The following is a 16,591-nucleotide window of genomic DNA, read 5'->3' as shown; positions in this document are numbered from 1 at the left end:
TATGCTAAAAACAACGACTATAATTACAACGATCTTATGCTTTTTAGTGTTATGCTCACTTCTATTTGTGATTAATTCAAAAGAAAGATCTACCGATCCGAATAGTCCATCATCAGTAGCAACGAATCTTGAGAATCCAACCACGAATACGATGATAACTACTAAACAATTCGGCATCATATATCCTATGGCTCATTCGTATTACGGTATGATTACACAGATTGCAGAAAAGACTGCGAATGCCAATGGCGTTCGTTTAATTGTTAAAGCACCAGACGAGACCAGTCTAGAGCAACAAATCCGGATGATGGATACGCTGATCCGCCAACAGGTAGATGGGATTGCGCTTGATCCCATCGATTCCATTGCCTTAATTCCTATGATTAATAAAGCCGTAGAATCAGGAATTCCTGTCATCTGCTTCGAATCCGATTCACCTGAAAGTAAACGGCTAGCATTCATCGGTTCGGATAACTATCATTCTGGTGAGAAGATGGGGATGATGATCGGCTCTCTTTTGAAAAACAAAGGAATGATCTTGGTTGAAACGGGAATGCCTGAAATGAACAGCTTAAGCGAACGATTAGAGGGATTACTCCATTACATTAATAAATATACAGACATTCAAGTGCTGGATGTTCGCTACAACGAGGGCAACTCTGCTCGCGCAACATCTGATTTGGAATTCATGATTGATGAACATCCTCATTTCGATGCTTTTGTTGGCTTAGATTTCATCTCCGCTTCCTCTTCCGTCTTCGTCTGGAAAGCCAAAGGTCTGGATCGATACGCCTTCACTTTTGGCAAGTCAACAAGCATTCAAGAAGCCATTCACAATGGGCAGATTACATCCTCTCTGTCCCAAAATGAACAGGAATGGGGCAAGCTCATTGTAGAACGCCTGTTACAGGCATCTGTAGGAGAGTCTATTCCAGTATTCGATAACACAGGTATAACAGAAATCAATCGCGACGAGTTGCAGATCGATAAAATGTAGCACAAGAAGGACGCCTTACGGCGTCCTTGGTTAGAGAGATACTATTCTATATAGGATCAAGTAATGTCTAGAACAAGGATATTCACGGAGTGAGCAGCTAAGGTTACCGTTGTACTATCAATTTCCACTTGAATTTCTGTCTCCACTGGTTTGACTTGCTCATCATTCTTTTTATTTACATTTGGAATGTGAACAAGTGAAGAATCAGCGGTTAATACAATCTTTTTACCTGTGCTAGCAACTTGAAGACCTTCAAGATCAATCTTCGTTACCTTATCAACGCTATCCGCATTAACAAGCTTCACATACACATGTTGATCATCTCTTGTAACTGAGTTATATATATCTTGGTTATAAGCTTCTAGCTTATAATCCAGGATCTTACTTGTGACTATACCGTTCGTATAAGAGCAGATCAGTTGATTCCCCTTGGCACCTCCATAATTAACGGTAATCGTATAATCAGTGTGATCGGCAAGCTCCTCATAACAGCTAGCTCGTAAATTACCTGCGGCTGTACTCGAAGAATAATCACCTAATGTATAGGCTTCGATTCCCTGCTTATACACCTTTACACCCGTCGCATTACCGTTGTAACCAATAGCATATTCGATAATATCTTTATTCACCGAGGAAATATCCGTCAACCCCGCACCTACATAGAAACCATCTACACCAGATATTCTTTGAGCTACAACCTCAACCTTGTAGTTGGTCCACTCATCATTCAACAAATATAGCCCATTCAAGCCACTACTTTGCGCCATTAATGAAAGACCATTCTCCCGATCTATTGAATAGCCATTCGACCCTGGGATAACCTTCCAAGCAGAACTAATCTCTTCCTTGAAATTTTGGTCAAAAAGTACACTACCATCTGTATTAGACGTTACTTTCACACGTTTCACTATAATATCTGCGTTCCCCGTAGCAATTTCTATTCCTCCATGTGGAATAAGCTTTGTAGGTTCACCGTTTCGATATGTTGTAAAAGATGTTCCTAATACTTGAGTTCCGAGATACTGTGCATAGAGCTGTTGGACGTAATAGTTCGGTGTAAACCATACTGTCTCGTCATCGAACCATATACAATCTGGTGTCCAGCGATATGTGCCATCCGTTAATACTTTATTGAACAATGGTGCTGTTGCAACCAATCGAACCACATCCGTATTATTCTCAAATCCGGTCATGATCGCAGCCTCAGCGATTGCCCCTGCCAACGTATTCTTATCGGTTGAAGCATATTCACCGACAAATACCTTCGAAGTCTCTGCTTCGTTCAAGTTACCGTCTTGATCATAAGCTCTATAATAGTAGTTATATCGATCCACATTACTTAATAAATACTCGTTAGATCTGTAATAATGCTCATCAGCAATGGTATCCATATAATTCTTCTGCTTATTGTACCAAGTAATTGTTTCTTCGATCCGTGAATGACCATCCGTAAAGCTCACAGAAGCAGATCCTTCTAAATTACCGCTCAAGAACTTCCATCCCTGTTGATAGGCATCATCATCCGCTTGCGCACCTACGGTTGAAATAATGTGCAATTCATAACCTGGATAATGGTTATCCATATATTCATCAATGACAGCTTTGAAATACTCAAAGTTGGCGAAAAACTCTGTACCCCAGTTCTCGTTACCGACTCCTAAGTAATGCAAATCAAACGGTTTTTCATGACCCATCAATTTCCGTAAACGCGCCCACTCATTATTCTCGAAATCAATACTGATTGCAAAATCAATGAGATCAGTAAAGTTCTTAACATAGTAATCTCTTAACGCACCACCGGCTGGATTAGCGTAATCGGAACGAGCCTGACACAGCACGCCACATGCCATGACAGGAAGTGGTGTTGCGTTCAGATCTTCGGCTAATTGGAAGTATTCCATATAACCAAGACCCATCGTCATCATATAGCCCCATACGTTGAAGTTCTCTTTGCGTAGTTCGATATCTCCAACAGACTCTTTCCAATCATAAACATTCTCCCAAATATGTGAACCCTCCGAAATACATCCTCCTGGGAAACGCAAGAAAGTCGGATGTAGATCAACTAGTGATTTCACTAGATCTTTTCTCAATCTATAGTTTGGATTACTTATGAAATTAGAATGAGCTGTTTCAGATTGATCTTCTTTACCAGCACCCCAGACATCCTCGGGCATTAACGAGACCATATCGATCGAAATTTCCCCATCAAAAGTTAAAGCAAGCTGTCCCATTACGGTTGTTAATCCTGTCAAAGTAATCTTCGAATCAACACCATATTTCTTCCATGTATTTCCTCCGTCAACTTCAATAATTGCCTTGTCACTGATTGTCTTACCTTCTGAATTCAACAATTGCAAAGTAATGATTCCAGCTGTTTCTGCCTTCGCCCAAATCGTGAAGTCATATTTAGCGCCTTCTTGAATGAACATGGCACAATTCTGATTGGTATCTGCAAAGCCTTTATTCGTAATAGTAGCCTTGTCCGCAACTGTCACATAATGAGAATTTACATCTTTATCTTCGATACCGAAGAAATCATTTAACCCTCCCGAGTCTTTCACGGTCATTTGATCCGTATCACCTGACCAAGCATGTAATGGGATGTGATTTCTTCCTGTTGATAACCCGTGCTCACCGCATACATGCGAATAACTGTCGAATGCAAAAGATTCAAAAGAACGATTCTGTACTAACTCTGCGTAAATCCCACCATCAGCAGCATTGTTGATGTCCTCATAGAATAAGCCATATAATATTTCACTTACATCCAGTACTTTCTTACTTCCATCAATCGTTAACGTATATGGTGGCAATTCCTTAGGAAGCACAGATACAGCAAAGCTTTTCTCGATCGTACTTGCACCTTTCGATAAAATGGATGTAATCGTTCCAGCCTTAGCTGCTTGAATATGGGGGTTAACGACTCCATCATTCGAAATCGCTGTGATATCACTTGATTTCCAAGATACGTTTACTTTCCCGCTCATGAGAGAGGAAGGCAGTTCAATATCTTCGGTAATAATCGAAGTTGGGAAATTTAAGTATTTATCTTTCGCTAGGTTTACAATTTCTTCGTCCGTCAGCGATTCGCACATCACCTCGATGACTTCATCCTGTGATAATCCTGCTCCATAGATGCGGAAATCTGAAAGGGAACCGCAGAAATCATCATCCGCTGTATGCTGAGACATACCGATGAAATTATTATTGTAATTGGAGTTGTCTACAAACGTAGCAAACCATGACCGTAATTTAGCATAGTTACCGCTAGATGTCTGACTGATCATTCCATCAGCAACCACTTCTCCGTTCACATACACCATGGATCCGGCACTGCTTAAGGTACCACCTTCTGTGCCAATAACAGACATTGCAACATGCATCCACTCACCCACGGCAAAAGACTTCCCTGGGTCAACGGTTAAATCTTCTCCTGCAAAGCAAGTACCACGCATATTCCGTGTCATGAACAAATAAGGCCCTATTGATCCTTTACCGAAATCAAAGATTCTCTCCCACACATTTGAGCCTTTACCCAAATAAACCCACGTTGAAATCGTTAGCCCCGTATGATCACCAACATCTTTCATAAGATCTGGCGGTAGCTTCACATAAGAACTACCATTTCTACCACCCGAAAGAGTGACAGCTGATCTACCATCCACGATTTGAATAGAAGGCAACGTTGTCCCCGATGCAATTCCGTCCTTTCCTTTCCCTGAATAGTCTTGTCCGACTTGCTCAGAGTTATCAAACTTATAATGTGCAATTAAACTGTCATTCAACTTATAAGTGTTGTCACGTTTCATATAGGATCACCTGTCATCTTTATTTTGATTATCTTTTGTCACGAACATAATACCATATTTAATATTAAATTAATATATATACTAATATATTAGTATATTAGTTAACAATATAATCTTATGGATCAATCCTTCTTTTACAACAAAAAAATCCACGTTAATATCGTATCGTGGATTAGTGTTTGTTAAAATTATTATAATGATTTCGTTGAATCTCTAACGACCAATTCTGCTGGGAAAATTTTATGTGTATGTGATATCTTTTTGTTGATAAGATCGAAGAGAACCTTAATTGTCTCTTCAGCAATTTCCTTCACGGGCTGTCTCATCGTAGTTATCGAAGGATTATAATAGAATCCTATATCGAGTCCATCAAAGCCAGCTACTGAATAGTCCTCCGGCACTTTTTTTCCTGTCTCAAATATAGCTTTACAGGCACCAATAGCTAGACTATCAGAAATCGCGTAAATTGCAGTACAATCTTCTTTCGATGCTAGTAATTCTTTGGTAACCACATATCCATTCTCCATTGTATAACTTTCAATATCATCCTTCATGATACGTACCAATTGTAGATCCAAATCAATCCCATGATCTTCTAGTGCTTTCTTGTATCCATCATATCTTAATTTCCCAATACTCACATCATCCATGGGTGCCGCAATGATCGCGATCTTCTTATGACCTTGATTACATAGGTAATCTACTATTTTATAGCTTTCTTTGAGGTCATCCACGGACACAGAAGAATAATCACTTGGTGTGAATTCTGTTGCCATTCCAATTGTACTCAATACGAAAGGTACAGATAATTGAGTTAATTTTTCTTTAGAATGTGAGAAATATCCTCCAAGAAATACTATCCCCTTTAATCGCTTCTCTTTCTCAAGTTCAATTGCGACATCAATTTCATCTTGATTCTCATCTACACGTTGTAAGAAAAATGAATATTTCTTTCGTTGAATTTCTTCTTCAAAAACTTTGATCATTTGATTAAAGAAAGGGTTAGTGATCCCTTTTATCAATACAGCGATTGTCTTTGAATCGGCACGTTTAAGATTTCTTGCACTATTGTTCGGTATATAATGATTGTCCTTGATGACTTGCATAATCATTGACTTCGTCTCTTCATTAATATCAGGATGATTATTTATGGCTCTTGATACAGTGGTTACACCTACACCACACATCTTTGCAACATCGGTAATTGTAATCCTCTTCATATCCGCTCTTCCTCACACCATAATTTTACTAATGGCCTATAATATCATTAATATATCAATTAAAGCGACTTAAAACAATGAACCTATTTAAAAAAGAAGAGTGAGGTATTTCTCAGGATGTCGAAGTCACCAAGAAACAATCCCCACTCATTTTGATAATAAATGCTATCTGTAAAAAGATTAACCCTTCACAGCTCCTGCTACTACACCTTCAATAATATATTTCTGACAGGATAAGTAGAATATTATTATAGGAATGATAGCCAATACTAACATTGCCATCATGGCCCCCATATCAATTGATCCGTATCCACCTTTTAGATACTGGATAGCAATTGGAATGGTTTTATACTCCGTACCAATAATTAAGTATGGTAACAAATAGTCGTTCCATACCCACATCACATTTAGGATCGATACTGTAATTGCGGTTGGTTTAAGGATTGGCAATACCACTCGGAAGAACGTCTGTACTGGACTACCTCCATCCATCATGACTGCTTCTTCTACCTCTAGAGGTATTGATTTAACAAATCCACTAAACAAGAACACAGATAGCCCTGATCCAAAACCAAGGTAGATCAAGATAATTCCTAATGGATTATCCAAATGCGTAACATTTGCGACCTTTGTCAGTGTGAACATAACCATTTGAAAGGGTACGATCATAGAAAAGGTAAATACATAGTACAAAGAATTAGTGAATTTCGACTTCACTCTGGTGATATACCATGCTGTCATCGAAGTAAATAAGACAATAACAGCAACTGAACCTACCGTAATAAATAATGACATACCGAAAGCATTAATGAATCCCGTCTTATCTAAGCCACTAATATAGTTTTCCAATCCCACGAAAGTAGTATTATTAGGGAAGAGAAATGGAGTATCACTAATATAGAATTTCCCTTTGAAGGAGTTCATAATTACGACAAGTATTGGTGCTAAAAAGGCAACGGCTAATATTATCAAAATAATAAAAATAATATTATCCTTAAATTTCGAAGTTTGGGTTTCCATTAATTCTCAACCTCCTTTCTTCTAGTAAGGACAAGTTGGATTAATGCGATCAAAGCGACTAGAACAAAGAATACAACCGCTTTAGCTTGACCTACACCTTCCATACCCGTTTTACTATAGAAAGTATTATAAATATCTAATGCCATCATTGCAGTTTCTTTGGATGGAGCACCCGCTGTTAAAGCTAAGTTCTGATCAAATAGCTTGAACGAGTTAGATAAAGTTAAGAACAAACATATCGTTATTGAAGGCATAACTAATGGAATCGTCACGTTACGTAGTACTTGAAAGCGACTCGCTCCATCAATTTTCGCAGCTTCGACAACATCTTTAGGAACATTCTGAATACCTGCAATATAGATAATCATCATATACCCTATGAGTTGCCAGTTCATAAGAATAATTAAACCCCAAAAGCCATACTCTGCACTAAAAGTTAATGTCACGTCAAAATTAATCAATATACCATTAAGAATAAGCTGCCAAATATAACCTAGTACGATACCACCAATTAAGTTAGGCATGAAGAATACAGTTCTAAAAAGATTTGTACCTTTCTTTCCTCGAGTTAATAACATGGCAATGATGAAGGCAAACACGTTAATCGTAATTACGGATACGACTGTGAAAGCTACTGTAAATCCAAGTGCATTTAGAAATTCTTGATTAGAGAATGCCTTAACATAGTTACTTAGACCAACCCATTTGGCATCCGTTACTGTCGTAAATTCTGTTAAAGACAAATATATACCTAGCAGAAATGGGATAACAAATGCTAAACCGAAAGCCAATAGCGTAGGTAAAGCAAACAGTCCAAAATATTTTTTCATCGACTTTTCCATATAGTCTTCCTCTCCTTTTCTGAGTATTGTAATCGTGATCATACCCAAAAATCTCTCCTATGAGATTATGCCACTGTGCATCTCAAGATACACAGTGGCATAACTTTTGATCCATAATGATTGATGTTGTAACACATTCATCAATCATATTTATTTATATATTATTTAGTTTTTTCGGATTTCCAAGAATCTACAACAATCGTTGATACTTCATCCCATGTTTTCTTACCTTGTGCATATTCAAGTAATGCATCACCGAAGTAATTCTTGAATTCTTCACTTGGGAATGCTGCGAATGTCCAAGCCATAGATTGTACTCCATCTTTTTCCATCCAAGCTAATACTTCTTTAGCTAGTGGATCAGCTGGTTTCTCAGCATCAGTAAATGTGTTGAATGGAGCAATAAATCCTAGATCGTTCGTTACATAAGCTTTACCCTTTTCACTTGAGAATAACCATTCTAAGAAAGCGATTGAAGCTTGTTGCTTCTCAGCAGATACTTTACTGTTGATTGCGAAGTAATTCTCTGTACCTACAGCCAATCCTTGTTTCTCTTCACCAGCAATACCGGCATAGATTGGTAAGAATTTAATGTTATCAGCTTCTACTACGTTACCATCAACATCACTAATTTGTCCCCAAGCCCAGTTACCATTCTGAACCATAGCTGATTGACCAAGTGCAAATTCAGCCATAGAATCTGTTACTGTTTTACTACCTAGGAGAGTTCCTTTAGTTACCGAATTATTGATGTAAAGATCAAAGATGTTTTTAAAGTTATCTGCGTATTTGAATGACAACTCATCAGTAGCTAATCCAGCTAGGATTGTGTTATCAAATGCAGTATTTTCTTGGAACTCATAGAAGAATGGAATGTTAGCTAAATGTGTTTGCCATCTCCATTGCTCACCAGCAGCTAAAGAAGTAGATGAGAATACACCTTTAATACCTAGTTGATCTGCCTTAGCAGTCATATCTTCTACTACGGATTGTAATGTAGCAAAATTATTAATTTCAGCTACTGAAGAAATCGATACTGCTTTATCTGCTAATGCGAAGTATTTCTGCATAATTGCGTCATTATAGATGATACCAAAACCTTCTACAACATAAGGAATACCGTATACGCCTTCACCACTAGTTACTGCTAGACTTGGATCTGTCAAGTAGCTGTAAAGTTTAGTATCTTTCAAATCCAATGTGTAGTCTTTCCAAGACTCATAACCTACAGGTCCGTTCATTTGGAAAATCGTTGGAGCATCTGACTTAGCGATTTCAGATTTCAAAGTTGTTTCATAAGTACCTGCAGCAGCAGTTACAACTTTAACCTTAACGCCTGTTTCTGCTTCGTAGTCCTTAGCAATTTTCTCATATGTTTCTGCAATTTCTGGTTTGAAGTTCAAGAAATAAATTTCTCCACCATCGCCTGTTGCAGTTTTGGTTGTATCTGCATTATTATTTGCTCCAGTATCGTTGGCTGCGTTATTACCACAAGCAGCTAGAAGACTGATAGCCATTGTTGCTACTAGGACAAGTCCCAATATTTTCTTAAATTTACTCATTGTTATTCCCCTTCTTTTCTGTAAATTTTCACTACTCTTTAATACGATACGCCCCAAAGTATTTTCAGAAAATTTCTTGGTAACGCTTTCTTCATTTCCATCGGTAGCGTTATCGGTAACGTTTCCAATTGATGTTTATAGATTATCATATAGGCTAAATCTTTGCAATATATTTTCTAGAATTTATTAACCATTATTCCATATTCCAAACCTCTCTATTCATAATCACAAAAAAGACAGCTTGTCCTGATAAAGGATGAGCTGCCTGCATGAATAAATTTATCTACTTGTTGTACTTCTTCTTTCTTTCTTAAACCATTCCGTCTTAGGCTTACGCGGTGGATTTGTCTTGGATTTCACAGCTTTCGGTTGTACAGCTGTCGATCCTTTGGAGGTATTATCCATTTTATCAAGGCGTTGACCCTTCGCCATTGGATAGGCATGATCTTTCACTTCGGGAACACTCTTCCCGATTAATTTTTCAATATCCTTCAGATACGGCAATTCATCCACTTCACAGAAGGAAATAGCTGTCCCACTCAATCCTGCCCTACCAGTACGGCCAATTCGATGCACATAGGTCTCTGGAATATTCGGAAGATTGAAGTTGATCACATGTGACAGTTCTTCAATATCAATACCTCTTGCTGCAATATCTGTCGCCACTAACACTCGGGTCACACCATTCTTGAAATTGCGTAATGCCTTCTGTCGGTCTACCTGAGACTTATTACCATGTATTGCTTCTGCCGAAATATTCACTTTCGTCAAATCACGTACAACGCGATCAGCACCTCGTTTGGTACGGGTGAATACCAATGCTGTCACAATCGATTTATCTTCTAACAGATGGTTTAGTTGCTTTTGTTTATTTCCTGTAGCTAATAAATACACAGACTGTTTAATTCGATCCACAGTTGAAGATACCGGTGTAATTTCCACTTTTACCGGATTAACAAGTAGCGATTTAACCATTTTGGATATTTCTGGTGGCATTGTTGCCGAGAAGAATAATGTCTGTTTTTTGCTAGGCATCTTGGCAAGAATTCGCTTCACATCATGTATAAAGCCCATATCCAACATTCTGTCAGCTTCATCTAACACTAGAATTTTAACATGCTGTAAATTAATGCGCTTTTGATCAATAAGATCAATGAGTCTACCTGGAGTAGCAATAATAATATCTGTACCACTATTTAGCGCCCGCTCCTGAACTTTCTGAGATACGCCACCCACAATGGCTGTACAACTCACATCTGTAAACTGGCTATAGGTCTTGATATTATCTGAAATCTGTAAAGCCAGTTCTCTTGTTGGAGTTAGAATTAATGAACGAATACGTCGCCTCGCATTGGGATTACTCTTTTCTTCGCTTAATAATTGGATCATCGGTACTGAGAAGGCAGCTGTCTTTCCTGTTCCCGTCTGTGCACAACCTAGGAAATCCCTACCTTCTAATACTGCTGGGATCGCTGCTTCTTGGATTGGTGTTGGTGCCGTATAATTCGCTTTATTCAAAGCTTTCAGTATATCTGGAATAATATTCAATTCATTAAATGTCATTGGTTCTCCTATTTGTTCAATATTTATAATGATAAATACATACATTATTATAACTACATCATGCACACATTATGTGCTTGTAACGATTATTGTAACGTCTCCACAATCCGTTCCTTCACGTCATAAACCATTAGCATAACATAAATATAAGGTTAACAAAAGAACCAGCACTCAATATCATGAGTACTGGTTCTTGAGATTAGTTATTGTGACTACATAAACCGTGATTACAATATTTGAATTAATTATTTTTATTAATTGTGAGCATGATGACCTTTATGATTACCTTGATCTTTCACAACAGATAGAACTTTACCAGTCAACGCATCAACCTTAACCCAAGATACGCCTTTATCTATCTTTACCTTCACTTCATAGACAAGTACATCATTTTCACGATCAAGTTTAACCTTCATCACTTCACCATTAAGGTATGTCGCTGCGATAACACTTGCTCTTTCAGCTCCAATCTTCAAATCTTTCTCGACAGATAGAACCTTCCCAGTCAACGCATCAACCTTAACAATATATATTCCATTAGTTGTCTTCACATTTACTTCATAGAGAAGTGTTTCGTCATCGCTATCAAGTCTAACCTCGGTCGCTTTACCATTAAGGTATGTCGCTGCGATAACACTTGCCTTACGAGCTCCGATAGTAACTACTTTCGCTTCTTTCTTTACCTTCTTAGCGTCAACATGCACCTTAGCATTCGCTAATCTATTAATTTCATTGACCTTGCTAACTTTCTGAGTGGTGTTACTTGGTTTTAAGTTCGAAGCTTGAACACTCCCCACGCCAAACACTCCTCCTACGGATAGAGCAACTACTAATGCACTTATACCTAATTTTTGTTTCATCTTCATTTCATGTTCCTCCTCATAAGTTGCTTGATTTGATATTCTCAATATACATGCACCAAATGAGAGGAAAGAGATAACTAGATTAGAATTTGATGAGAAAACATTGAGCGGAGCAACAAGCAACATCATGCAATACTATTTTTTATCAATAACTTCCTTCTGATCATTCACATTCTTACCGCCTCTATTATCCTGAACATCCACTTTTCTATGATCTTGATTATGTGTATCATTAATAGAATCTCTATCATTTTTACCTTTTCTATCGTCTTTATCATCCCAAGTCACAGACATAATCGCTCCTGAGATGCCATTCACCTGGACCACTGCTTCACGATGATTCTTAGTATTCATCTTCACAAGATAATAACTATTACTATCCGTACCTCTTATTTCAATGCTCTGAACAGTGCCAGACACATGCTTTAGTGCAAGAACAGCGGCTTGATCACGGCTTACTAACGCTGTAGACTTTTCACCGACGTCCGAGGTAGGTTTTTTAGTTGGTACAGTTATATCAGCATCAGGCTCTTGAACGGGCGTCTCAACTGAAGACTCATGATCTGGCAATATCTTATCTGGTGAGACCTGATCTTGATCTTCGGAATCTTGTTTCTCTGGTGTTAATACATCAGGAACAACAGCTTCCAATCTTACAATCGATGTGATGGTCCCTTCAGATGCATTTAATCTCAACTCGTAAAGGCCTTTCACTAATCGATTCTGGATGACATACTCATCATTCTTAAGTGAACTATGGATAACCTCACCTGGATACTGGGCTAAAACAATTTGGATGGCTTCCTCTTCGGACAGCAGAACTGCTGAGCTAGCCCATGATTTCCACACTATTCCAACTGTTGTAATTCCCAGAATAATAAGTACTATGATCGATAGACGTACGATCTTGTTGTTCATACCGAATCACCTCCAGTTATTTGTCTTAAATATATATCCTCTAAATTAGAATACGGTGAGAATCTCGCATAATAACATTTCCCTCCGGGATCCATAGCTCAGCGGTCGTACCTTCACCTTCTACACTATCGAGTTCAATACGTACTCCGATCGCTTCTGCGATCTCAACGGCAAGTGATAGCCCAAGCCCTGCACCTCCAGCTTGTCTCGTTCTCGCCTCATCCACACGATAGAATCGATCAAACACATACGGTAACTTATCTTTCGCTATCCCTATACCACGGTCTATAATTCGGATAAAGCGGTCATCCGATAATGCGCCAACCTCAACTACAATATCGTCATCACTATACTTCTGAGCATTATCTAGAAAAATAAACAACAATTGCTTCAATTTACTCTCATCACTATATCCAAACACTTCCGGCTGCCCATTCACGCGAATCTCTTTACCATAAGCGTTGCGAAATGCTTTAGCAGAGCCTATCGTTAATTCTGTCAGGTTCACATTATCCAACCTAATATTCCATTGTTCCTTATGCTTTGCAAGCAATAAGAGCTGTTCTGTCATATCCTTCATTCTCATAGCTTCGGAATGAATGGCTTCAATGGATTCAGTGAATATCTCTGGACGATCTAACCCTCTTCTTCGCAAAAGATTGGCATAACTTTCAATAATCGTCAACGGTGTCTTAAGTTCATGCGAGGCATTAGCTACAAATTGTTCTTGTTTCTTATAATTATTCTCAAGCAGTTCGATCATATCGTTAAAAGTCATACTCATTTCCATCAACTCGTCTTTGGATTGTCCCTGAAGCTGCAAGCGATTGAACCGCCCGCTACGGCGGATTTCCTTCATAGTTAACGTCATGGCACTAATCGGCTTCATAATAACAGCGCTTAATAGACGAATGGAGACTAACACAGGAATGAGAGCAACACATGTCACGACGATCAGAACCAAGCGTAGAACACGAAGGGTGTCCATCGTCGATTGGATACTTTCCGTCACTTGGATATTCATCACGACACCATCCGACCAAATGACAGGTATGGATACCATCACATATCTTTGGTCTAGATCATCAAACACTTGCACCTTCTTATTCGTGTCGTATACACCCGGCAGTTGACTAAGATGTTGTTGGGACACCGAAGTAACAGGAGCGAGACTCGTCCCATCAGGTCCTAACATCTGAATCATCCCATTAATCGGGACATAACCACGCAATAAATCTTGTGTTGGAATCTCTCCCGCTACCTGCCTCATCGCGTTGGCAATTTGTAGTGTCTGTGCTTCTGCTCGATGCAACTGGTTATTCATAGACAATTGACTGAACGTATAATACGTGGCTAGATTCATAAGAATTAATAATACGGCAAATAACACAGACGAATATAAATGGATTTTGCTACGTAATCTCATGGACTTTCCTTCAGAACATAACCGACACCACGCACCGTATGAATAAACTCTGGCTCGTTCGGATGATGAATTTTTTTGCGCACATAACGTATATAGACATCTATCACATTCGTATCCCCGAAATAATCATAACCCCATACTGCTGACAATATCTGTTCCCGATCCAACACCTGGCGCTTGTTCTTCATTAAGTACATTAACAGATCGAATTCACGTCGAGTAAGATCAATCGTATCATCCCCTCGTAGGACTTCCCTCGTACTCTCGTTCAACTGTAAATTACCCACACTCAACCACTCATCTGTAGCCACTAGCTCCATCTGGTGAGTTCGTAATCTCAAGGCAGCTCGTACACGAGCGAGTAGTTCTTCAATCACAAATGGTTTCGTTATATAATCGTTAGCCCCTAGATCCAGACCTGAGACTTTATCTTCAATCGAACCTCGCGCTGTTAGCAATAAAATAGAGATTTGAGAATCGTTCATTCTTATTTTTCTTAATAATTCAATTCCACTCATCCCGGGAAGCATCACATCTAGCAGAATCAGATCAATCCCACCTGCTCGATAGATTTCCAACGCATCTAACCCATTTCCCGCCTTCGCTACGCGATATCCTTCCGATTCCAACTCTATTTCCAGGACTCTAGCGATTTTGTCTTCATCTTCCACGATTAATATGTATTCGCTCAATGTTACGTCCTCCGATCTAATCTATTTATTATTAAAAAAATATGAATCCCCTATCAACCAAGTTTGAATTTGGTGTGAGATGCATATTCCTCTTTATCCTTATACATAATATAGCAGATAATAATGAAAATCAGGAAAAAGGACGTGTATAAATGGGAATTTTGAATGGTAATCCAAAAGATGAGCCCTTGCATTACGGTGAGATATTTAGCATATGGTCTGCTTCTACAGCTGCAAAAGGTGCTATATCTTGTTACCAAGCTTATGTCTATCATGCAGGAGACAAAGATTTAAAGGAAATATTAAAAGATCTTATGGATCAAGCCAAGCAGGAGATCAAAGAATTGGATAAATTGCTCACAGATAATGGTATTGCATCCGCCCCAATTATGCCTGATCGCCCTCAAGTGAAACTCGAAGATATTCCTGTAGGAGCAAGGTTCGCTGATCCAGAAATAGCGGCTAAAATTGCAGCGGATACTTCTATCGGACTAGTTGCATGTAGCCAAGCGATGGGACAGTGTATTCGAGTGGATGTTGGTGCTTTATTCGCCAAATACCATCTCACGAAAGCCGCATTAGGAGCTAGAATACTTCAAATGAACAAAGAAAAAGGATGGCTTATTCCTCCTCCACTACTCGTGAAGAAACCAGAATAACTCCATCTCCAATAAAGCCCGCTCATCGAGTGGGCTTGATGATTCTAATATTTAGAGGAGGCTTTCGATGTATTTCTATAAAGAAAGTTTAATAAATCTTATTACTGTGGATAAACCAGATCCTGCAGCAGCTAAAGTGTTACAAGAGATACTTGGCGGGCATTTCGGTGAAATGCGTACGATGATGCAATATTTTTTCCAAAGTAATAATTTTCGAGGGAAGGAAACACAATTCCGCGATTTGCTGCGAGGCGTATTCTTGGAAGAGATTGCCCATGTTGAACTTGTGCAGCATACGATCAATCAATTACTTAATGACTCAGGTTATGATCAAGCCGGGAATGCTGGTGTTGACGGTGCACCCTTGGACGAAGCGGTTAAGCATGCCAATCCGCATCATTATATTGTGGGGGCACAGTCTTCTTTACCTGTAGATGCTGCTGGTAATCCTTGGATGGGTAACTATGTCTATAATCATGGTAATCTAATCAGTGACCTGCTAGATAATGTCGTACTTGAATCTACTGGCGTATTGCAAAAGACACGGATTTACGAAATGAGTTCCAATCAAACGTTTCGCGAAACATTAGCTTTTCTAATCGTTCGTGATAACGCTCATCAGAATGTATTTGCCAAGGCATTAGAAACACTGGGCGTGAATTGGGGCAAAATATTCCCTATTCCCAACTATGATATTAATAAATATCCGGAGTGTCGGAAGTTTGTTGATCTGGGTTATCATAACGCGCAATTCAACTTTAGATTAGATGATACGAGAATCGGTGAAATCGTCCAAGGAGAATCTCCGAGTCGTAACAAGGGAACCTTGGAGGTTACTCCCCCACCTGAGGGATTCCCAGTACCAACTATGCCAGAACTACCAAATGAGCATAGTCCTGGTTTGTATGATCTTAACGCGTAACCCGTGCATAGAACAACCAGATGATCTTTTAATAATCCAACACCCCTAGGCATCTACCCGCATAGGCTAACGTATACCGTTTAGGAGGGATTAGG

13 protein-coding genes are annotated in these 16,591 nt (G+C 38.9%); 3 read left to right on the top strand and 10 right to left on the bottom strand.

All coding sequences use genetic code 11. The features are described from left to right. Position 1: 1 nt before the first annotated feature. Entirely contained in the window at positions 2-997 is a 996-nt protein-coding gene (locus tag LPB68_RS17360) for a sugar ABC transporter substrate-binding protein (RefSeq protein ID WP_068661231.1), read from the top strand. 56 nt (positions 998-1,053) lie between these two features. On the opposite strand, the gene LPB68_RS17355 is transcribed toward LPB68_RS17360, so the two are convergent. From LPB68_RS17355 to LPB68_RS17310, 10 genes are all read right to left on the bottom strand, one after another. Then, on the bottom strand, positions 1,054-4,809 hold the full coding sequence (locus LPB68_RS17355; protein WP_068661230.1) for an alpha-L-arabinofuranosidase C-terminal domain-containing protein: 3,756 nt from the start codon (positions 4,807-4,809) through the stop codon (positions 1,054-1,056). A 191-nt stretch (positions 4,810-5,000) separates the two neighbouring features. Then, positions 5,001-6,029: a LacI family DNA-binding transcriptional regulator gene (locus LPB68_RS17350; RefSeq protein WP_068661229.1), complete on the bottom strand. Its 1,029-nt coding sequence runs from the start codon at positions 6,027-6,029 to the stop codon at positions 5,001-5,003. A gap of 180 nt (positions 6,030-6,209) precedes the next feature. Then, positions 6,210-7,049, bottom strand: coding sequence for a carbohydrate ABC transporter permease (locus LPB68_RS17345; protein WP_068661228.1), 840 nt, complete (start codon positions 7,047-7,049; stop codon positions 6,210-6,212). Further along, positions 7,049-7,891: a carbohydrate ABC transporter permease gene (locus LPB68_RS17340; protein WP_068661249.1), complete on the bottom strand. Its 843-nt coding sequence runs from the start codon at positions 7,889-7,891 to the stop codon at positions 7,049-7,051. The genes LPB68_RS17345 and LPB68_RS17340 overlap by 1 nt, the downstream gene beginning before the upstream one ends. 161 nt (positions 7,892-8,052) lie before the next feature. Beyond that, positions 8,053-9,453: an ABC transporter substrate-binding protein gene (locus LPB68_RS17335; protein ID WP_068661227.1), complete on the bottom strand. Its 1,401-nt coding sequence runs from the start codon at positions 9,451-9,453 to the stop codon at positions 8,053-8,055. Between the two features lie 279 nt (positions 9,454-9,732). Next, the gene (locus LPB68_RS17330; protein ID WP_068661226.1) at positions 9,733-11,016 is read right to left on the bottom strand and encodes a DEAD/DEAH box helicase; all 1,284 of its coding nucleotides are present in this window, start codon (positions 11,014-11,016) and stop codon (positions 9,733-9,735) included. A 254-nt stretch (positions 11,017-11,270) separates the two neighbouring features. Next, the gene (locus tag LPB68_RS17325; protein ID WP_068661225.1) at positions 11,271-11,882 is read right to left on the bottom strand and encodes a PepSY domain-containing protein; all 612 of its coding nucleotides are present in this window, start codon (positions 11,880-11,882) and stop codon (positions 11,271-11,273) included. A gap of 132 nt (positions 11,883-12,014) precedes the next feature. After that, positions 12,015-12,797, bottom strand: coding sequence for a PepSY domain-containing protein (locus LPB68_RS17320; protein WP_068661224.1), 783 nt, complete (start codon positions 12,795-12,797; stop codon positions 12,015-12,017). 40 nt (positions 12,798-12,837) lie between these two features. Beyond that, positions 12,838-14,223 carry a sensor histidine kinase gene (locus LPB68_RS17315; RefSeq protein ID WP_068661223.1) on the bottom strand — a complete coding sequence of 462 codons (1,386 nt, stop codon included), beginning with the start codon at positions 14,221-14,223 and terminating at the stop codon, positions 12,838-12,840. Next, on the bottom strand, positions 14,220-14,915 hold the full coding sequence (locus LPB68_RS17310) for a response regulator transcription factor (RefSeq protein ID WP_068661222.1): 696 nt from the start codon (positions 14,913-14,915) through the stop codon (positions 14,220-14,222). The genes LPB68_RS17315 and LPB68_RS17310 overlap by 4 nt, the downstream gene beginning before the upstream one ends. Before the next feature lie 152 nt (positions 14,916-15,067). On the opposite strand from LPB68_RS17310, the gene LPB68_RS17305 reads away from it, so the two are divergent. Then, the gene (locus LPB68_RS17305; protein WP_068661221.1) at positions 15,068-15,574 is read left to right on the top strand and encodes a DUF3231 family protein; all 507 of its coding nucleotides are present in this window, start codon (positions 15,068-15,070) and stop codon (positions 15,572-15,574) included. Positions 15,575-15,641: 67 nt separating this feature from the next. Further along, a complete protein-coding gene (locus LPB68_RS17300; protein WP_068661220.1) occupies positions 15,642-16,496 on the top strand; it encodes a manganese catalase family protein in 855 nt (284 codons plus the stop codon). The last annotated feature ends 95 nt before the right edge of the window (positions 16,497-16,591 follow it).

The sequence above is a fragment of the Paenibacillus crassostreae genome (genome assembly GCF_001857945.1).
In the GTDB taxonomy this organism is placed as follows: domain Bacteria; phylum Bacillota; class Bacilli; order Paenibacillales; family Paenibacillaceae; genus Paenibacillus_AQ; species Paenibacillus_AQ crassostreae.
Note: the sequence above shows the minus strand (reverse complement) of the source record. Positions and strands in the feature narration are given on the sequence as shown.